Origin of the sequence: Actinoplanes rectilineatus (assembly GCF_000962825.1) — a bacterium.
Taxonomy (GTDB): domain Bacteria; phylum Actinomycetota; class Actinomycetes; order Mycobacteriales; family Micromonosporaceae; genus Actinoplanes; species Actinoplanes rectilineatus.
This window is the reverse complement of sequence record NZ_JZKF01000029.1, coordinates 1-17,739: the sequence shown is the minus strand read 5'-3', so window position 1 is coordinate 17,739 and position 17,739 is coordinate 1. Positions and strand designations below refer to the sequence as shown.

Here is a 17,739-nt window from a genome sequence, read left to right as displayed (position 1 = left end):
TAGAAACCCGCTCCCAGGCCCGCGTCCGGGCGTCACTACTGTGGCCGGATGTTCGTGTTCGGGGATCAGCCCCGGTCCGCCGGGTTCGTCACGGTGGCCGCGGTGGTGCTGGCGGTCGGTGCGGCCGCGGCCGGCTTCTGGTGGCAGCACCGGCCCGCGCCGGCGACGACCGCCACCGGCGACCGGGCGGCGCCGGTGGAGATGCCGCAGCTCAGAGCCGGGTGTGATCCGAGCAGCAACGGCATGTACGCCTTCGTCGGCGACGCCGGCCCGGACGCGGTCAACGTGCGGATCCTGATGGCGAAGGCGCAGCACTGCCAACCACTGCTGGAACAGGACCCGCACCGCAGCAGGCCTGCCGTCACGCCGGAGGCCACCCGCGAGGCCGATGACATCGTCGCCGGCGTACACCTGGCAATGTGCCCTGACCCGGCGTCCTGCGCCGCGGCGCGTCCGCAGTCCCCCGGCGGCACCACCTTCGGCATCGTCCGGGCAGCGCTGATCGAGGCCGGCTATCCGGAGGCCGAGGTGCGGGAGGCCAGGTATCCGGGCGAGTCCGAGGGCAGCGGCATCGTCTACGGCGTCCACCTGCGCGCCCAGGCGGCCTGTCTGGTGTCGTTCGCCGTGCCGGGCCAGGGCGCCGCCCCGATGCAACCGGTCGGTGTGCTCGACGACGGCCGCTGCCTGCAGAGCGGCTGATCTCTCCACCACCTGTCGGCGTCATGTTGGGAGACCGTGTGAACATGTCGTACTGGAACACCGTCGGCGCGGCGAAGACCTTCACCCATCCCCTGCACCGGGAGTGGCTGGCGGACGTCGACCGGTCGGCGCGGGTGCTCGACTACGGGTGCGGGTACGGCCGGACCATGGCGGAGCTGAGCGATCTCGGCTTCAGCCGGGTCGTCGGTGCGGACATCTCCTCGGCGCTGCTCGACCGGGGCCGCCACGACCGGCCGGACCTGCGTTTCGACCTGATCGCGTCGCCGCCGGCCGTGGACCGTCCGGCGGCGAGCTTCGACATGATTCTGCTGTTCGCCGTGCTCACCTGCGTCCCCGGCGACGAGGACCAGCGCGCGCTGGTCGCCGAGGTGCGGCGGCTCCTGGCGCCCGGCGGCCTGCTCTACGTCAGCGATCTCACGCTGCAGACGGACGAGCGGAGCCTTCTGCGGTACGCGCGTTCACCCGGCCCGCACGGGGTGTTCACCACCGGTGACGGCGCGGTCTGCCGTCATCACGAGGCCGGGCATCTGCGGCAGCTTCTCGCCGATTTTCACCTGATCGACCAGCGCCGGATCAGGGTGCCGACGATGAACGGTCACCAGGCCGAGGGGATCCAGGTGCTGGCGCGGGCGTAGCACCCTGTTCGGCGAGTTCGGCCAGCAGCGCGTGTACCCGATCGGGAGTCAGGTCTTCGCCCTGTTCCTCCCGTACCGCACTCAGGAACGCGAACTGTTCCGGGCTGAGGAGCATCATGCGGTCGACGTCCTCCGGTTCGTCCTCCAGGTCGGCCTCGATCTGGACGATCGCCGACCAGGACTGGGCCTCGCCGAACTGGAAGGCCGCGATCACCTCGGCCTCGCGCAGCAGCCCCGGGTCCTCGGTGCCGAGGTAGAAGGCACCGTCGGAGCGGGCGGTGTTCTCGTCGCGGCAGAAGACGCTCAGGTGGTCGCGGAGTTCGGCGGGCAGCACCGCGAGTTTCCGCTGCCACTGCGGCTCGACGCCGCGGACCGGCCCGGGTTCGAAGATCTCGCCGTGGGCGAGCATGGTGCCGGTGGCGGCGCGCATCGCGTCGAGCAGGGTGCCGTCGGTGTGCACCCGAAAATCGATCTCCGGGTACGCGCGGCGCAGCTTCCGCGGTTTCCAGTCACGGTCCACCAGGAGGCGGCCGAGTTCGACGCCGGACAGTCCGACGGCGAGTTCCGGCAGGTCGAGGGCGAGGGCCTCCTCGGGATCGCCGCTGCGGAACCACGACAGGCCGAGGTCGAGGCTCCAGTGCGGCGCGATCGGATCCCAGCTCCGGAACAGTTCGCCCAGGACCGAGATGCTCGGGTACGGCGGATGCACGATCTCGCCCCGGGTAAGTACCCCGGCGTCGAACGACCGCGCGAACAGTTCGCCGGACAGGTCGGAACACGAGTAGTACAACGCGTACGTCGCATCCCGGTCGAAATCGCCAAGCGGGCGTCCCAGGAGAATCGCGAACCCGGCTTCGTCGTTCATCACGCCGACAGACGATAGACAGCGTCGAGGCCCGGAAGAGACCGATTGGCGACGACTTCTGTCCTGACCCGGACGACCTATAGCGCTCACAGCCGGGGATGCGGGAGCATCGCCGCGTGCTTGCGACGATTGCGCTCATCGATGGCATGGCCGGGGAACTGACGTCGCTCTACTCCTGGCTTCAGCGTGACGACGACCTGCGTGGCCGGGTCCGGACGGTCCCTACCGCGGCACAGCCGGGTGAGATGGGTGGTGTCACCGAGATGGTGTCCGTGGCGCTCGGCAGCGGTGGCGCGGTCGCCGCGTTCGGCGGCGCTCTCACCTCCTGGTTGTCCGCACGCCGCACCACCGTGATCGTGGAGATCGCCGACGGCGAGCGGACCCGGCGTGTCGAGATCGACGCGACGAACGCCAGTGCGGCCGAGCGGCTGTTGTCACGAGCGGTCGAGTCGATGGGCGAACAGCGGTGACCGCCCGGCTGCCGGAACCGGGCCGGTCCCGGGCGCTGGTGATCGGGACGTCGCAGTTCATCAGCGACGCGATCAGTGACCTGCCGTCGGTGGGTGGAAACGTCGCCGCGGTGGCGCAGGCCCTGGCCGGGGTGATCGGTCCCGGACGGTGTCGGCAACTCGTTGATCCGCGTACTCCGGGCGAGGTCGGCCAGGCCCTCGACGAGGCCGTCGAGGGTGCCGAGGACACGGTGATCGTCTACTACGCCGGGCACGGATTCCTGACTCCCCGCGGGGTCCTCCATCTCGCCGTCGCCACCACCGATCCGGCTCGGGTCGCGTACACCGCGGTACCCGTCGACTGGCTGCGGCAGGCACTGGCCGAGGCTCCGGCGAAGAACCGGATCCTGATTCTCGACTGCTGCTTCTCCGGGCATGCCACGGCGGCCATGTCCGTCGCCCAGTCCGCAGTCACCGCCGCCCTCGACATCAGTGGCACCTACACCCTCGCCTCGGCGCCCGCGTACTCGACCGCCGTCGCACCGCCCGGTGAGCGCTTCACCGCCTTCACCGGGGAGCTGCTGAGGATCCTCCGGGAGGGCATTCCCGGCGCAGGTGGCCTGCTCTCACTCCATGACATCTACACCGCGCTCGTCCGCGGGCTGCACGCCCGCGGCATGCCCCGGCCGCAACAGAAGGGCACCGGCCTCGCCGATCTCCTGGCGCTTGGGCGCAACAACGTCGGCCGCAGCGACTCGGCTCCGACACTCGTCGAAGCTGTCGCGCCGAGCGAGGCGGAACCGGTGGACCGCGCCGCCCTGGAGAGGAATTTCCACCGGGCTCTGGTGCAGGGATATCAGGACATGAAACGCCAGATCAACTACAACGCCACCATCTATATCCAGATGATTTCCCGGCTCGGCGGACTCGGTGCGGCACGGCAGCTTCTGCACACGTCGTCGGTCTCCAGCGGCTTCACCACTCTCTGGGAGAAGAAACGCCTCGACCTCGCCGTCGAGGCGTTCGTCCTCCGTGAGCCGTGGAACACTTTGTTCACCGACGATGAGGTGCGCATCGCTCGCGAGCGGCTCGCCGAATACGGCTACCACCCCGACTGAGCTGTGCTCACGCCCGTAGACAGTAGAGGGCGTCGGGGGTCTTGGAAGAGAAGATCCTTCCGGTGTACGCGACGCCGGCCACGAATTCGTCAGCGGCGCATTGGCCTTTGTAATTGCCGGACGCGAAGTCGCCGCCCGGGTTGCCGGACGGACGGTTGTCGCCGCGGTCGAACCACACGGTGCGGCCGCTGCTGTTCGGGAGTCCGAGGGCGCCGCAGATCACGCTGGACATCGCCGCGCCGCGGACCGCGTATCCGATGACCGCCGATCCGGTGGGGCACTGCAGTTTCGTGTAGCCGGACGCCCAGTCGGTGGTGACGTTCTGCTCGCCGGTGACCACCTGTGTTCCGGTGAAGGCTCCGGCCGGGCCGTAACAGAGGCCACGGTTGCCGGTGTGGCCCATTCCGGCGAGGCGCTGGCCGTCCGGGCAGGCGGCCTTACGTGCCCCGGAATCCCAGTCGCCTTGATTCCGCAGACGGGACGACGCCACGAAGTCGCCGTTGTCGGGGCTCAGCATCGACCAGGTCGGGGTGCTTTGCACGTACCCCGTGAAGCCTGTGGCCGTGAGCAGGCGCGCCCAGATCTCGGACCGCCAGTCCTGGGCGATCGTCCGTGTTCCGGCACGGTCCCAGAACAGCAGCGCCCAGCCGTTGGCGGCGCGTTGTTCCGACCAGCCGACCACCGGCCAGTAGGCGAAGTCCGCGTCGTGGCGGATCAGTTCGGCGACGAAGTTCGCGAACCAGGTCCGCTGCAGCGATCCGGCTGCCGCGTTGCCGTCCACGCCGAATTCGCTGATCCACACCGGGGCGGTGAAATGCTGGCCGGTTTCGGCGGAGACGAAGAACGCGTCGCGGTAGAGCACGTCCGCCAGTTCCGCCGGGCTCAGGTCCCGGTAGCGCGGGTCGGTGGTCTCGCCCACGCCGGAGGCGCCGCTGTGGTTCGGTCCGGTGTAGTCGTAGAAGTGCGCCGAGTACACCAGCTTTCCTGAGGTCACGAGTGTGTGGGACAGGGTGCGGACCGGTTTCAGGGTGGGGCGTTCGTGGGCGAATCCGTCGACCGGGATGCCGGTCCAGTTGATGCCCTCGACGATGATGAGCAGGTTCGGGTTGGCTTCGCGCAGAATGCGGTCGGCGGCGCGCTGGGACGCGGTGAACCAGTCGTGGTCGTTTCCCCAGCCCCAGTTCGGGTCGTCGAGGACAGTGCGGCGTACCTCGTTGTAGAGGTCGGCGCCGACGACCCGGGAATCGCCGGCGTAGCGGCGGGCCATCGTCACCCAGGTGTCCTCCCAGACCTGCGCGGTCTGCGAGGTGTTCCACCGTTCGTTGCCGTCGACGCCGCAGCACCAGCGGGTCGTGGTGGTGTGGTTGTTGAGGATGACGGCGAGTCCGCCGTCGGTGAGTGCGGCGACCACCCGGTCGTACACCTGCAGTGGCGTCATTCCGCGAAGCTGTGGATTGGCGGCTACGGCGGCGTCGGTGACCGGCACGGTGTCGCGCACCATCTCGCTGGAGAACGGCAGCCGGACGCTGTTCAGCCCGATCTCGCGGAAACTGTCGACGATCGTGGTGAGCGGTGCGCGGTCGAGTCCGAGGGGAATGCGGTTGGCGTTCTCCCCGGCGTGGTGATTGGCATCGACGGCGGTGTCGCCGGAACCGTTCCAGGTGCCGCTGGCGCCGTGCCAGTTTCCGGAGCGCAGTTTGAACCGTTCGCCGTTGGCGTCGACGATGTAACGCCCGCGGGTGCTGAGCGGACCGGTCCAGGTCTCCGCGGCCTCGGCCCGCACCGGTGGTCCGCCGACGCCGAGAATCACGGCGATCATTGCCGCCAGAACCGTTCGCGTCATCCCCACCCCTTTCAAAGGTTTCTTGACAGTATGCGGTGATGGCTTCCGTGGGAGCGCTCCCGTAACATGCATGACATTGAAAAATGTCAATCAGGAGAGGTGTTTCCCGATGCGAAGAGCCCTGCTGGCCGCGCTCGTCACGCTCGCCGCCGTCGTTCTCCTGCCGACCCGCCCAGCCGCCGCGGCCGCATTGACCGAGGTCACCGGCTTCGGCACCAACCCGACCGGCCTGCGCATGCACCTCTACGTGCCGGACAACCGGCCCGCCGACCCGGCACTGCTGGTCGCCGTGCACTACTGCACCGGCTCCGGCCCGGCGTTCTTCTCCGGCACCGAGTTCCGGTCGCTCGCCGACCAGTACGGCTTCATCGTGATCTACCCGTCCACCGTCCGGAACGGCAACTGCTACGACGTCTCCAGCCCCGGCGCGCTGACCCACGACAGCACCAGCGACCCGGCCGGCATCGTGTCGATGGTCCGCTGGGTCCAGCAGAACTACGGCACCGACGCCGGCCGCACCTTCGTCACCGGCGCCTCGTCCGGCGCCATGATGACCAACGTGCTGCTCGGTGACTATCCCGACGTGTTCGCCGCCGGGTCCGCGTTCATGGGCGTGCCGTTCGGCTGTTTCGCCGCCACCGCCGGCGACCCCACCGACCCGGCCAACCAGGCCGGTTGGAACAGCACCTGCTCGTCCGGCCAGCTGATCAAGACGCCGGCCGCGTGGGGCGACCTGGTCCGCGCCGCCTACCCCGGGTACACCGGCAAACGGCCGCGGATGCAGGTCTTCCACGGCGCGACGGACACCGTTCTGGCGTACCCCAACCTCGGTGAAGAGATCAAACAGTGGACCGACGTGCTCGGCGTCAGCCAGACACCGGTCGCCACCGACACGCCGCAGGCCGGATGGACCCGCACCCGGTACGGCACGAACACCGTGCAGGCCCCGGTCGAGGCGATCAGCGTCGCCGGGGTCGGGCACTCACTGCCCCTGACCGGCATGGCGAAGATGGCGATCTCCTTCTTCGGCCTGGACAGCGGCGGCACGACCACGCCGCCCCCGACCGGTGCCTGCACCGCGACGATCTCGCTCAATTCGTGGACCGGTGGATTCGTCGCGACGGTGAAGGTGACCGCCGGATCGTCCGCCCTCACCGGCTGGACAGTCGGCCTGACCCTGCCGTCCGGCAGCGCCGTGACCAGCACCTGGAACGCCGTCGCCACCGGCAGCACGTTCCGCAACGCCACCTACAACGGACAGGTCCCGGCCGGCGGCAGCACCGAGTTCGGCTTCCAGGGCACCGGCACCGGCCCGACGGCGACACCCACCTGCCAGGCCTCCTGACGACTGTCACGTTTCCCGGTGGCACGCCGTCCCTGTCCCGTGCACACCGCCTACTTGATCACCACCGTCATCGCCGCGGTCTTCACCGCCACCGCGGCAGTCTTCTACCTGATCGGACACGAGTACCCGAAAGCCCAGGCCGACATGAAGCGGATCCCGCGCCGCTTCGTGCCGGTCCTCGGCCTGCTGCTGGCCGCCGGCTCGCTGGGGCTGGTGGCCGGCCTCGCCGTCCCGTGGCTGGGCACCCTGGCCGCGGCCGGGCTGGTGCTGTACTTCACCGGTGCGCTGATCGCGCATCTGCGGGTCGGTTCGCGCAATCTTCTCGGCTGGTTCATCTTCTTCGTGACGGTGACCACGACGCTGGTGCTCACCGTGGCCTACCACTACGGATCGTGACGCAGATCGCGGGTGGGTGCCCTCTCAGGGCACCCCTGTCCGGCCCTTCTCCGGCCTACCGTGGTACGCGACACCTCTCGACAAGGAGACTCCATGTTCCGCAGGCTCGCCGCCCGCATCGCTTTCCGGCTGCAGGCCACCGCCGAGATCAACGAGCTGACCCGCGACCACCGGCGCGAGGCCCTCGTCGCCGCGTCGATGGTGCCCGGCCCGTCGGCCCTGCCGCTGCTGTTCCGCCGCGCCCCGCAGGTCCCGGTTCCCACCCGCGACCCACGCTTCTAGGAGCCCGCTAGACTCGGCGACTCTGTCCGGTTTCACGTTCATCGAAGTGGCTAGGTATGTCCCTCTACAGCACCCAGCGTCTGACCACACTCCGCATGATCGTGACCGGTGGCGGCACCGGTGGGCACACGTATCCCGCGCTGACCACGATCCACGAGCTGCAGGCCCGGCTCGCCGAGGTCGGCACCACCCCGCAGCTGCTGTGGGTCGGTGTCGCGACCGGGCTCGAAGCGAAGATCGCCGAACGCAACGGCATCCCGTTCAAGGCGGTCGTCACCGGCAAGCTGCGGCGCTCCGTCTCGCCCCGTGACCTGTGGCGCAACTTCGTCGACGCGTTCCGGATCCCGATCGGCATCGCCCAGGCCGCGTTCACCGTCGCCCGGACCCGTCCCGCCGTCGTGCTCAGCACCGGCGGTTTCGTCTCGGTGCCGATCGGCCTGGCCGCCGCCGCGTTCCGGGTGCCGTACCTTCTGCACGAACAGACCCTCGGCCTCGGCCTGGCGAACCGGATCCTCGCCCAGGTCGCCACCCGGGTCCTGCTCAGCCACGAGGCCTCGCTCGCCCACCTCTCCGAGCGGGTCCGCCGCCGGGCCGTCGTCACCGGCAACCCGATCCGGCCCGCGGTGCTGCAGGGTGACCCGGGCAAGGGGCTGGCCGCCTACGGCCTCGACCCGTCGGTCCCGCTGGTGCTGGTCACCGGTGGCGCGCTCGGCGCCCAGCAGATCAACCGGATGGTCTCCGAGGCGCTGCCCGGCCTGCTCCCCCACTGCCAGATCGTCCACCAGTGCGGCAGCCTCAACTACGCGGACATGCAGCAGGCCGCCGCCCAGTTGCCGCCGCACCTGGCGGCTCGTTACCGGGTCGTCGAGTTCATCCACGACGAGCTGCCCGACCTGCTGGCCGCGGCCGCCATCGTCATCGCGCGCAGCGGCGCCGGCACGGTCGCCGAGCTCACCGCCCTCGGCAAGGCGTGCATCCTGGTGCCGTACCCGCATGCGGCCGGTGACGAGCAGCGCATCACCGCCCGTCACCTCGCCGAGCAGGGCGCGGCCCGCATGCTCGACGGCGACCAGGTCAGCGCGCAGCACCTGTTCACCGAGGTCACCAGCCTGCTCGCCGACCCCCGGCAGCGCGACGCGCTGGCGCAGGCCGCCCGCAAGCACGGCCGCCCCGACGCCGCCCACCAGGTCGTCACCGAGATCCTGGCCGCCACCGCGCAGCCGAAAGGATAGGGCTCAGACCACACCGGTACGGACGGCGAAGTCCCGCAGCCCGGACATACCCCGAGCCGCTGGGGACGACAGCAGGTCGCGAGTGAGCTGCTGAGCCCACGGCCGGCAGCGGACCTCCTCCGGAGCATCCTGCTCGGCGGAACGTAAGGCCGTGAACGCCTCGTACGGACGGCCCCGGCCGTGCAACGCCAGCGCGGTGTCCTCCCAGTAGCGGGCCTGCCGCTCGGCGTCGGCGATCGATCGCGGGTCGACCCGCCGGGCGAAGTCGACCGCGGCTCCGTAATCGCCGAGCTTGCGGGCGACGCTGATCCGGTAGACGGCGACCTCAGTGCCGTTGAACGCGGCCGCCCCGCCGGCCACCGCGGCCGCCTGTCCGGCCTCGGCGAGCAGCTCCCAGGCCGCGTCCCGGTCGTCACGGACCGCTGCGGTGTAGGCGGCGACGGCGAGCATCCGGCCGTAGGCGGCCCGGGTCGCGGCGTCCCGGCGCGGAACGTCGTCCCGAAGCCGGGCCGCGGCGGCGAGCACCAGTTGCTGGGCGCTGTCACCGTGACCGGCACGCCGGAGGACCGTGGCGGCCAGCCGCCGGCTCTCCGCCATCATCAGTGGGTCGGTTCCGGTGCCGGCGGCTCGCTGTGCACGGTCCGCGGCGACGCAGGCCAGGCTGTCGTCATGCAGTTTGAGAAGCAGCTGAGCGGCGACGACATACGCCTCGGAGAGCTGGTCGGACGCTGCGGCGATCTCGCTGAGACCGGCGGCGTCCCGGCCCGCATGGGCCTGAGCAAGCAACCTCGGCAGCCGCCGGGCGAGCCGACTGTAGCGTGCGGCCCGGTAGTCACCCCGGGCGGCTGCGAGTTGCGCCGCGAGTTGGCGGCCCGGCAGCGGTTCCGCGACGACACGGCCGAAGAGCACATCCGGGATCGAGTGCCCTGCCGGAGTCGCGTCGGCAGGGGACGATCCCGGAAGGACTGCCGACACCCCGGCCACCGCAGCCCCGGCAAGGAAGTTGCGTCGTTGCACGTCGTCGCCCCCTCTGTCCACTGTCTTCGCCAGGTTAGACCTCGGGGACATCGCAGACGGGGCAGGCAGGCCGAACAATCGCAGAGGTACCCCGTAGAGGTCAGCGAGGTTGCGCAACTCGGCTTCATCACGAATGGGCCGACGCCGGTTCTCCAGCCGCGACAGCGTCGACGCCGAATAGCCGCTGGCTGCGCTGAGCTGCTCGAGCGTCAACCCGGCGGCGGCCCGGGCACTGCGCAGGATGGTGGCGTATTCGCCGGCGCGAGAAGCCTGCAGAATTGCCGGGTTCGTCGTCCAGGAGAGTGCGGTCACGGCCCGCTCCGTTCGACGCCCGGGACTCTCACCGTCGCGCGCCTCATGCGAATCACGCAAGAGACTTGCACAGAAGTCGGCATGCCTGGTTTCCCGCACCGGTCGGCTGGTCTTCTCACGTCAAGGCTCGCGACGGCGTACCCCGGCGAAGGGAATCGTGATGACCGACTTGACGACATCCAGCAGGCCAGAGGGCGGTCCTTCGGTCGCCCGCGCCGTGCTGCTGGCCGGAGGCAGTTTCGCAACCGCGATCGGCAGCATCCTCGGCGCCGCCGGAGTGTGGGGGCTGGGAGAACGCGTCGTCCTTCAGTCTCTGGTCGCGCTGTGCGTGATCACGGCGGTGACCATGACGGCCGCAGCGCGGGTTGCCGACCGGCGATCCGGCTGTGGGAGATGACAGACGGGCGGCGGGCGCCATTGCCCGCCGCCCGTGGCCCGTACCCGGCGATCTGCTTGAATGTCCGGACCATGAGAGGCCGTTACGCCAATCTCCGGCGCATCCAAGATCTTGACCCGGACGTCGACTTCGCGGACATCTATCGGCAGATGGTGCTGGTGGAGTTCCCCTTCGACATGAAGCTGGGCCTCAACCAGGGCTTCAACCGGTCGTTCTCCACCCCGTCCATCGCCCGCATCCTGGCCGGGACCGGTGAGCTCACCGAACGTACCCGCAAGAGGCGTGACGACACCGGCCTGCTGATGTACGAGATGGTCATCCACGGCCTGGACCATCCGCGCAGCCGCGAGGCGATCCGCCGGATCAACCGGATCCACCGTCCGTACCGCGACCAGCCCGCCGACGAGTACCTCTATGTGCTCGCCTGCTGCGTGGTGATCCCGCTGCGCTGGCTGGACAGGTACGCGTGGCGAGAACCGTGCTGTCACGAACGGCAGGCCACGTTCCGCTTCTACGCGGAACTCGGTCGCCTGATGCACGTGCCGGTCCCGGACACCCTGGACGAGCTGACCGGCTGGTTCGACGCCTACGACGCCGAGCACCTGGTCCCGAACCCGGAGGCCGCCGCGATCGAGCGGGCCAACGCGGGCATGCTCGGCGGGTTCGCCCGGCTGATCGTCGGCGCCACGTACGACGACCGGCTGCGGGCCGCGACCAGTGCCGCCACCCCACCGCGGCTGGTCAGGGTGGCGGTCGATCGCGGGTTGCGGGCCCGGTCCCTGCTGATCCGCCACCTCGGCACCCCGCGCACGGCCGGCCGTTTCGAGGGCGGTCTGACCGCACCGAGCTACCCGGACGGTTACGAGATCAGCGACCTGGGGCCGGCCGGCTCAGGTGAAGGACGGCACGACATGCTCGACGAACCGGACCGGTGACGCCTCGTCTCATCGCGGGGCGAGCACCGGGATGCCCCGGTAGCCGCGGGCGTCGTGGGCGGGCACGATCTGGTAGCGGTCGGCGATCGCGATGATCCGGGCAAGGTCGGCGCGGACCTGCCGGGCGTCGCTGTCGGCGAGGTAGCGCATCAGCAGGGGTCGTTCGGCGTGCTCGGTGATGCCGTCGAGTTGCCAGGTGAGGTCGCCGATGAAGGCGTACCGGCGATCGCCGGGCGCGGTGACGAAGACGATGATCGACCCGGTGGTGTGACCGGCGGCGGGGACGATCACGACGGAGCCGTCGCCGTAGACGTCGTGGCTGGCCGGGAACCCGAGATGGGCGGGGCCGTCGAACCGGTACGTCCGCAGCTCGTGCCCCGCGGCGACGTTTGCGAAGACCCGGTCGGAGGTCGCCTTGCGGGCGTAGGCGAGTTCGTCGTCGTTGATCCACACCGGTACGTCGAGCGAGTCGAGTCCGCTGACGTGGTCCCAGTGGGTGTGGGTGACCAGGACGCCGAGGAGCCGGGACCGGTCGTAGCCGTGGGCGTCGAGCTGCGCGGCCGCGGTGGGGCCGAGGGTGTGCGCGGACCGGCGGTAGAAGGGCAGCGAGGCGATGTGGGCGCCGGCGTCCCGGCCGAATCCGGCGTCGATCAGCAGGTCACCGTCCGGGTGCTCGATCAGCACGGCGGTGGCGGTGAAGTCGCGCCGGTCCCGGAAGGAGCCGCCGCGGACCGCGAGCGCGGCGGGTGTGGCGTACGTCCCGGTGGGGAGTTGCGTGATCGTCATCCCGACTTTGTTGGTCATGCCGTTCACTATTGCACAACCTGTTCAGTAGTTACCATGGCGGTTGTGAACGATCAGGCAGTGGCCGAAGACCCGAGAATCGTGCGGACCAAACGCGACGTGATCGAAGCGGTGACCGCCCTGCTGCTGGACGAGGGCTGGGACGCCGTCACGCACGCCGCGGTCGCCGCCCGGTCCGGATATGCGAAGGGCACCGTCTACGCCCACTGGCCCAGCCGGCTCGACCTGGTACGCGCGGCGATCGAACACATCTGCGACGCCGCCGACCACCCGGCGCCGACCGGGGACCTGCGCGCCGACCTGCGGACCGCACTCCTCGACTTCGCCACCGACCTCACCGAACGGCGCCTCGACCGCCTCCTCGCCGGCGTCGTCGAACGTTCCGGGCACGGCGAGGTCATGCGGTCCCTGCGGCACCGGCTCTACGAGACCGGGACGAGCGGCCTGCGCGCGATCCTCGCCGAACACCTGGATCCGGACGACATCGCCCCGGCCCTCGCCCAGCTCACCGGGGCGGTCCTGGTCCGCGTCACGTACGAGGGCGAACCCGCCACCGAGGACTTCGTCGACGACCTCATCCGGCGGGTCCTGCAGTCCTCGGAGTGACCGGCGACGCTCCGGATCACCACACGCGACGCGGCCTTCCGCCCCATCGAGGCCGGAGGAGAACTCTCACCGTGGGCCGCCTGTCGGCAATCCGATTCGCCGGGCGCCGTGCGCGGGCGGTGGCGCGGCGAGGACCAGGCGATTCTCTCGATCCCTTTCCGGGGTACGCGTAAAGCGACGTCCCCGCCCTTGCCCGCCCCTGGTACCTCTTCATTTTTCCGGATCGGCTCACGGGGGTGGCCGATCGGCGTGTCGTCCATGCCGGCCTGGTCCTCCGCGTCTGCCGACGACGCGCCAGGGGGATTGATGAGAACCGTCGCACGGATCACTCTCGCCGCCACCGCCGCGGCTTGCACCACCGCTGTACTCACCGGGCCCGCACTCGCGGCGTCCACCGTCACCACCCTTCCGTTCACCGCACCGGCCGATGTGGTCGCCACCGCCGGCCGGGTGTTCGTCAGTGGTGGCCGCACCGCCACCCAGATCGCCGTGACCGACGCCGCCGGGGTGGTGACCGGCAGCCTCGACAACCTGCCCGGACCGACCGACCTGCAGCTGAGCCTGGACCGCCGGACCCTGTTCGCCGCGCTGCCGTCCGCGAACGCGATCGTCGCGTTCGACACCGGAACGTTGCGGGAGACGGCCCGCTACACCACCGGCCCCTGCCCGGAGACCCTCGCCGTCACCGGCCGGCATCTGTGGTTCGGGTACGGCTGCGGCCAGTGGGACAGTGACCTCGGCCGGGTCGACCTGCGCGGCAGTGCGGGCACGGTGACCCTCGAGCTGGCGGGACAGAAGTTCTTCACCCCGCCGCTGCTGGCCACCGCCCGAGCGAACCCCGGCATCCTGCTCGTCAGCGACTACGGCCTCAGCCCGGCCCGGCTGTGGGCCTACACCGTCAGCACGGGCGGCGTGCTCGGCCCGGCCGGGCCCGGCTCCTACGACCCGGCCCGCGGTGACGTGTTCGACCTGGCGCTCGCGCCGGGCGGCCGGACCGCATACGCGGCCGGGGCCTACCGGGTGCAGCGGTACGCCGTCACGGACCTCACCCAGCAGACCGGCGCGTACGAGACCGGCCCGTTCCTGCAGGCGATGGAACTCACCGACAGCGGCACCCTGCTGGCCACCGCCGTCGAGGGCGCCGAGGTGGGCCGGCATCTGCTCGTCTACCGAGCCGGCGGCACGCTGCTCTCCGACACCACCCTGGCCGGCTCGACCGGTGCGATCGTTGCCGGCGCTCTGACCTGGTCACCGGATACCCGGCGGCTCTACACCGTCACCTACGACGCCACCGAGCCCGCCGACCGGGCCGAACTGCACGTCGTCACCCGCTGACCGCCCCGGGCCGATGGGGGCCTCCCCCGATCCGGTGGTTACCGGATCGGGGGACAGCGAGCACAATCGATGGTCCGGCCAGGGTGCGAGGTGGTGACGACGATGCTCCGGATCACGACCCGGAACGCCGCCTTCCAACAGTGGCTCGCGCTGACAACCAACCGCACCAAGCGCCACCGGTCCGGCGAATTCCTGGTCCAGGGGGTACGCCCGATCAGCCTCGCAGTCCGGCACGGCTGGCACGTTCGTACCCTCATCCAGGGTGAAGGAGATCTCTCACCGTGGGCGAACGACGTCCTGGACCAGGCCGGTGACGCCACCCGGGTGCGCCTGTCCCCGGAGCTGATCCGGGAGCTCGGCGGCAAGGATCAGGAGGTCCCGGAGCTGCTCGCCGTCGTCGGGCAGCCCGCCGACGACCTCGACCGGATCCCGGTCCGCCCCGGCCTGCCGCTCGTGGTCTTCGACCGGCCGACCAGCCCCGGCAACATCGGCACGCTGATCCGCTCCGCCGACGCCCTCGGCGCGTCCGGCGTGATCACCACCGGGCATGCGGCCGACCCCTACGACCCCAAGGCCGTACGCGCCAGCACCGGCTCCCTCTTCGCCGTGCCGGTCGTACGCGCGCCCGGTCACCGCGAGGTGCTCGCCTGGGCTTCATCGCTACATGCCGTGAACCCCGTCATCGTCGGCACCGACGAGCACGGCAGCCACGACATCACCGCGCACGACTTCACCGGCCCCACCATCGTCGTGATCGGCAACGAGACACACGGCCTGAGCGCGGCCTGGCGGGAGTCCTGCGACCGCATGCTGCGCATCCCGATCGGAGGCTCCGCCAGCTCCCTCAACGCGGCGGCCGCCGGCACGATCGTCCTGTACGAGGCGGCCCGGCAGCGGGCGCTCACCGGGTGACGGCCCCTCCCAGGACCCGGCCCCGCAGACGAGCCAGCCCCCACAACGTCCACAACAGCACCGGAACCGTCACCAGCAGGACAAGCCCGGCGTACACCGCCCACACCCCGGCGAGTGTCGGGCCGCCCCCGGCAGTGCGGTAGCCCTCGAAACCGTGCCACCCGCATCGGGCCACCGATCGATACCGAACCGGCAGCCGCCGGCAATGCGATCACCGCGTGCCCCATCCGCCGCCAGGTCCCGGCACCATAGGCCCCGGTCCGGCAAGAAGGGGAAAGACACCCATCTTCACCCGGGGCTCTCCCCCAGCCCCAGCACCAGCGGGTGCGGCAGCCAGGACCGGTGTTCCGCACCGGCGACAATTCATAGCCACGTCTACCAGTTCTTTTGCCTGCCGTCCCAGTTCGTCGCACGCAACCAGTCGCCCAAGGTCATCAGGTTCGGGTGCAGCTTTCGCAGAGCGTCGATGTCACGGTCACCGGCGGCGATGTTCCGACTCTGGAAGAACTGGAACATGGCCGCGAAGTCATGGCCGGTCCCGGGGATGGCGTCGCGCAGGGTAGTGAGCGGCAACGGCTGGTAGGCCGATGGGACTCCGGTGACGCGTTCGAAGACGGACGCTATCTGCTGCCCGGTGAGGCTGTCGCCCACCACGGCCAGGTCCCGTTCGCCCCAGCTCTGCCAGGAGTCGAACATGTGGCTGACGAACCACGCGATGTCGTCCAGTGCGATCAAGGGCCATGTGCCGTCGCCGAGGGCGAGCGTGAACAGCATGCCGTGCCGGCCGTCGGGCAGTGGGCCCTCCTGTGGCGCGAGAAGATACAGGTTCTCGAAGTACGGTGCCGTCACGAGCACCGACACGTGCTCGGTGTACCAGCCGTCCTCTTCTTGACGCATCATCTCGTGCGCACGCATGAGATTGATGTGCGCAGCGACAGCCGCCTTCGTGTCGTAATGGGGGACCGGATTGGTTCCCCCGGTCAGCGTGGCGGCCGCGTCGAGCGACGACCAGATGAAGCGATCCACGCCGGCCGCGCGGGCCGCCTCGAGCAGGTCGATCCCCTGCCGGTACTCGGTGAGCACGTCGGCCGCGGCGAAGAAGTTGGTGTTGGCGAAGACACGGTCGACGCGGCGCATGACGGCCGCGTCCAGGGCGTCGGAAATCAGGGTGACCCGGCCGGCACCGAGTTCGGCCAACCGTACCGCCCTGGGCGAGGCTGGATCGCGGGTCGGAACGACGAGCAGATCGTCGGAGGTCGCCAGGAGGCGGCGTACCACGCTGCTGCCCATCGCACCAGTGCCGCCGACCACCAGGACAGTTCGTGCGGAGTTCGAAGATCGCATGACGACCAAGCTAGAAGGGCGCTCGGAACCGATTGGTAACGTCGAGCGATGTATGGATGCGCACCCAGCGGCTTCGTGTCGGACTGCCCGGCCCGGCTCGCCATCGAGATTCTCAGCGACAAGTGGGCGGTACCGGTCGTCTGGTCGCTCAGCCGGGGTCCGCTGCGTCACGGTGAGATCGCCGACGTGATCCATGGCGTCTCCCGCAAAGTACTCACCCAGACCCTGCGCCGCTTGCAAGGCCATGGTCTCGTCGCGAGCGAGGCCGGGACGCAGGCCGGATATCGCCTGACAGAGCTGGGAGCAACCCTGATCGAGCCGATCCGGGTCCTGACCGACTGGTCAGCGCAGCACGGCGGGGCCGTGGTCGACTTTCATGAAGCGGCCGCGGTCCTTTAGAAAAGCTGTACAGGATCACGAGAAGCAACCCGGCCGATCACAGCGCGCCCGGTCACCGCACGGGCTGGACGATTTCCGTCTCCCACGTCGCCGGGTCCGGGCGTTCCCCCGGATCGGTCAGGTACGTCTCCCAAGGCGCTCCTGCCGCGGACAGCCCCTGGTCACGAATCCACCTCTCGATTCGCTGGTAGGACTCGGGCAGGCTGTCGTAGGGTCCGCGATGGATGGTCACCACTGCTCGACCCGGTGGAATGACGAGCGCCTCGATCCCGTCAGCGAGTGCCGTTGACGGAGCCTCGACGACGGTGATGCCGCTCTCGATGGTCAGCGACCCCATCCCTACTTCCGGATAGCGGGCGAACGGCGGCCCGGCGATAGCCAGCCCATGCTGCTGGGCGTAGTCGAACACCACCGGCAGACACTCGGCGAGCGCAGTCGCGATCTCGTCGCGCGTGACCCGGCGGCGAATCACGAGGGCGTGGACGGTGGGCAGGTCACGAACCGAGATGTCGAGGGGCACAGCGGGTTTCCTCTCGATGATGCTGATGCGGTAGAGGCTGATGCAGGGCGCCGTCGAACTCACGGTCGAGGCGTGCACGGCGGCGATGTGCTGGCCAGCCACGTTCAACCCGCGGGCACGGTAGCGCTGCGGACTACGACCGAGGTGGCGGGTGAAGGCCCGGGTGAAGACCTCTTGACTTCTCCCCGCCCTAAAGGACGGGGATTCCGGCGGTCGCCCGCCGGGTTTCCTGCTTCACAGCCGACCGCCCCGAACGGAGATTCCCCCGTTGAG

General features: G+C 69.9%; 21 protein-coding genes. 14 read left to right on the top strand and 7 right to left on the bottom strand.

The window, feature by feature from the left end; genetic code table 11:
* Positions 1–48 precede the first annotated feature (48 nt).
* Positions 49–699 (top strand): hypothetical protein, encoded by a 651-nt coding sequence (locus tag WH85_RS22230; protein WP_157411158.1) that lies wholly within the window; start codon positions 49–51, stop codon positions 697–699.
* Between the two features lie 44 nt (positions 700–743).
* Complete coding sequence (locus WH85_RS22225) at positions 744–1,355, top strand: class I SAM-dependent methyltransferase (RefSeq protein WP_245674045.1); 612 nt, start codon at positions 744–746, stop codon at positions 1,353–1,355.
* Here the strand turns inward: WH85_RS22225 and WH85_RS22220 are convergent.
* Positions 1,294–2,223, bottom strand: a complete 930-nt coding sequence (locus WH85_RS22220) for a hypothetical protein (RefSeq protein ID WP_157411157.1) — start codon at positions 2,221–2,223, stop codon at positions 1,294–1,296. The two genes, WH85_RS22225 and WH85_RS22220, sit on opposite strands and share 62 nt — an antisense overlap.
* Positions 2,224–2,336: 113 nt before the next feature.
* On the opposite strand from WH85_RS22220, the gene WH85_RS22215 reads away from it, so the two are divergent.
* Both WH85_RS22215 and WH85_RS22210 read left to right on the top strand, forming a co-directional pair.
* The gene (locus WH85_RS22215; protein WP_157411156.1) at positions 2,337–2,690 is read left to right on the top strand and encodes an effector-associated constant component EACC1; all 354 of its coding nucleotides are present in this window, start codon (positions 2,337–2,339) and stop codon (positions 2,688–2,690) included.
* On the top strand, positions 2,687–3,787 hold the full coding sequence (locus WH85_RS22210; protein ID WP_052720667.1) for a caspase family protein: 1,101 nt from the start codon (positions 2,687–2,689) through the stop codon (positions 3,785–3,787). The genes WH85_RS22215 and WH85_RS22210 overlap by 4 nt, the downstream gene beginning before the upstream one ends.
* 7 nt (positions 3,788–3,794) lie before the next feature.
* On the opposite strand, the gene WH85_RS22200 is transcribed toward WH85_RS22210, so the two are convergent.
* Positions 3,795–5,630 carry a glycoside hydrolase family 5 protein gene (locus WH85_RS22200; protein ID WP_083449180.1) on the bottom strand — a complete coding sequence of 612 codons (1,836 nt, stop codon included), beginning with the start codon at positions 5,628–5,630 and terminating at the stop codon, positions 3,795–3,797.
* A 109-nt stretch (positions 5,631–5,739) separates the two neighbouring features.
* On the opposite strand from WH85_RS22200, the gene WH85_RS22195 reads away from it, so the two are divergent.
* The 4 genes from WH85_RS22195 (at position 5,740) to WH85_RS22180 (ending at position 8,885) form a co-directional block, all read left to right on the top strand.
* The gene (locus WH85_RS22195) at positions 5,740–6,975 is read left to right on the top strand and encodes an extracellular catalytic domain type 1 short-chain-length polyhydroxyalkanoate depolymerase (protein WP_045743881.1); all 1,236 of its coding nucleotides are present in this window, start codon (positions 5,740–5,742) and stop codon (positions 6,973–6,975) included.
* 39 nt (positions 6,976–7,014) lie between these two features.
* Positions 7,015–7,371, top strand: a complete 357-nt coding sequence (locus WH85_RS22190) for a DoxX family protein (protein WP_045743880.1) — start codon at positions 7,015–7,017, stop codon at positions 7,369–7,371.
* A gap of 93 nt (positions 7,372–7,464) precedes the next feature.
* Positions 7,465–7,653 (top strand): hypothetical protein, encoded by a 189-nt coding sequence (locus WH85_RS22185; protein WP_045743879.1) that lies wholly within the window; start codon positions 7,465–7,467, stop codon positions 7,651–7,653.
* A 56-nt stretch (positions 7,654–7,709) separates the two neighbouring features.
* Positions 7,710–8,885, top strand: a complete 1,176-nt coding sequence (locus tag WH85_RS22180; protein ID WP_045743878.1) for a UDP-N-acetylglucosamine--N-acetylmuramyl-(pentapeptide) pyrophosphoryl-undecaprenol N-acetylglucosamine transferase — start codon at positions 7,710–7,712, stop codon at positions 8,883–8,885.
* Positions 8,886–8,888: 3 nt separating this feature from the next.
* Here the strand turns inward: WH85_RS22180 and WH85_RS22175 are convergent, their stop codons facing one another.
* On the bottom strand, positions 8,889–10,214 hold the full coding sequence (locus WH85_RS22175) for a helix-turn-helix domain-containing protein (protein ID WP_083449179.1): 1,326 nt from the start codon (positions 10,212–10,214) through the stop codon (positions 8,889–8,891).
* Positions 10,215–10,374: 160 nt separating this feature from the next.
* Between WH85_RS22175 and WH85_RS50630 the strand changes: the two genes are divergently transcribed.
* Both WH85_RS50630 and WH85_RS22170 read left to right on the top strand, forming a co-directional pair.
* Positions 10,375–10,611, top strand: coding sequence for a hypothetical protein (locus WH85_RS50630; protein ID WP_157411155.1), 237 nt, complete (start codon positions 10,375–10,377; stop codon positions 10,609–10,611).
* Between the two features lie 71 nt (positions 10,612–10,682).
* A complete protein-coding gene (locus WH85_RS22170) occupies positions 10,683–11,546 on the top strand; it encodes an oxygenase MpaB family protein (protein ID WP_045743876.1) in 864 nt (287 codons plus the stop codon).
* A gap of 9 nt (positions 11,547–11,555) precedes the next feature.
* Here the strand turns inward: WH85_RS22170 and WH85_RS22165 are convergent, their stop codons facing one another.
* Positions 11,556–12,350 carry an MBL fold metallo-hydrolase gene (locus WH85_RS22165; RefSeq protein WP_045743875.1) on the bottom strand — a complete coding sequence of 265 codons (795 nt, stop codon included), beginning with the start codon at positions 12,348–12,350 and terminating at the stop codon, positions 11,556–11,558.
* A gap of 45 nt (positions 12,351–12,395) precedes the next feature.
* On the opposite strand from WH85_RS22165, the gene WH85_RS22160 reads away from it, so the two are divergent.
* The 3 genes from WH85_RS22160 to WH85_RS22150 all read left to right on the top strand — a co-directional run bounded on the left by WH85_RS22160 (position 12,396) and on the right by WH85_RS22150 (position 15,203).
* Positions 12,396–12,956: a TetR/AcrR family transcriptional regulator gene (locus WH85_RS22160; protein WP_211275424.1), complete on the top strand. Its 561-nt coding sequence runs from the start codon at positions 12,396–12,398 to the stop codon at positions 12,954–12,956.
* Between the two features lie 306 nt (positions 12,957–13,262).
* Positions 13,263–14,291, top strand: coding sequence for a YncE family protein (locus WH85_RS22155; protein ID WP_045743873.1), 1,029 nt, complete (start codon positions 13,263–13,265; stop codon positions 14,289–14,291).
* 93 nt (positions 14,292–14,384) lie between these two features.
* Positions 14,385–15,203, top strand: coding sequence for a TrmH family RNA methyltransferase (locus tag WH85_RS22150; protein ID WP_157411154.1), 819 nt, complete (start codon positions 14,385–14,387; stop codon positions 15,201–15,203).
* Here WH85_RS22150 and WH85_RS22145 read toward each other — a convergent pair.
* Both WH85_RS22145 and WH85_RS22140 read right to left on the bottom strand, forming a co-directional pair.
* Positions 15,193–15,378 carry a hypothetical protein gene (locus WH85_RS22145; RefSeq protein WP_045743872.1) on the bottom strand — a complete coding sequence of 62 codons (186 nt, stop codon included), beginning with the start codon at positions 15,376–15,378 and terminating at the stop codon, positions 15,193–15,195. The two genes, WH85_RS22150 and WH85_RS22145, sit on opposite strands and share 11 nt — an antisense overlap.
* A 200-nt stretch (positions 15,379–15,578) precedes the next feature.
* A complete protein-coding gene (locus WH85_RS22140) occupies positions 15,579–16,547 on the bottom strand; it encodes an NmrA family NAD(P)-binding protein (RefSeq protein WP_083449178.1) in 969 nt (322 codons plus the stop codon).
* Between the two features lie 48 nt (positions 16,548–16,595).
* On the opposite strand from WH85_RS22140, the gene WH85_RS22135 reads away from it, so the two are divergent.
* Positions 16,596–16,946 (top strand): winged helix-turn-helix transcriptional regulator, encoded by a 351-nt coding sequence (locus WH85_RS22135; RefSeq protein ID WP_045743870.1) that lies wholly within the window; start codon positions 16,596–16,598, stop codon positions 16,944–16,946.
* 52 nt (positions 16,947–16,998) lie between these two features.
* On the opposite strand, the gene WH85_RS47240 is transcribed toward WH85_RS22135, so the two are convergent.
* The gene (locus WH85_RS47240) at positions 16,999–17,568 is read right to left on the bottom strand and encodes a GyrI-like domain-containing protein (protein ID WP_052720665.1); all 570 of its coding nucleotides are present in this window, start codon (positions 17,566–17,568) and stop codon (positions 16,999–17,001) included.
* Between the last annotated feature and the right edge of the window lie 171 nt (positions 17,569–17,739).

Coding starts and splice junctions, on each gene's coding strand:
- WH85_RS22230 (WP_157411158.1), top strand. CDS start 49: ATGTTCGTGTTCGGGGATCAGCCCCGGTCCGCCGGGTTCGTCACGGTG.
- WH85_RS22225 (WP_245674045.1), top strand. CDS start 744: ATGTCGTACTGGAACACCGTCGGCGCGGCGAAGACCTTCACCCATCCC.
- WH85_RS22200 (WP_083449180.1), bottom strand. CDS start 5,630: ATGACGCGAACGGTTCTGGCGGCAATGATCGCCGTGATTCTCGGCGTC.
- WH85_RS22195 (WP_045743881.1), top strand. CDS start 5,740: ATGCGAAGAGCCCTGCTGGCCGCGCTCGTCACGCTCGCCGCCGTCGTT.
- WH85_RS22185 (WP_045743879.1), top strand. CDS start 7,465: ATGTTCCGCAGGCTCGCCGCCCGCATCGCTTTCCGGCTGCAGGCCACC.
- WH85_RS22180 (WP_045743878.1), top strand. CDS start 7,710: ATGTCCCTCTACAGCACCCAGCGTCTGACCACACTCCGCATGATCGTG.
- WH85_RS50630 (WP_157411155.1), top strand. CDS start 10,375: ATGACCGACTTGACGACATCCAGCAGGCCAGAGGGCGGTCCTTCGGTC.
- WH85_RS22170 (WP_045743876.1), top strand. CDS start 10,683: ATGAGAGGCCGTTACGCCAATCTCCGGCGCATCCAAGATCTTGACCCG.
- WH85_RS22165 (WP_045743875.1), bottom strand. CDS start 12,350: ATGACCAACAAAGTCGGGATGACGATCACGCAACTCCCCACCGGGACG.
- WH85_RS22155 (WP_045743873.1), top strand. CDS start 13,263: ATGAGAACCGTCGCACGGATCACTCTCGCCGCCACCGCCGCGGCTTGC.
- WH85_RS22140 (WP_083449178.1), bottom strand. CDS start 16,547: ATGCGATCTTCGAACTCCGCACGAACTGTCCTGGTGGTCGGCGGCACT.
- WH85_RS22135 (WP_045743870.1), top strand. CDS start 16,596: ATGTATGGATGCGCACCCAGCGGCTTCGTGTCGGACTGCCCGGCCCGG.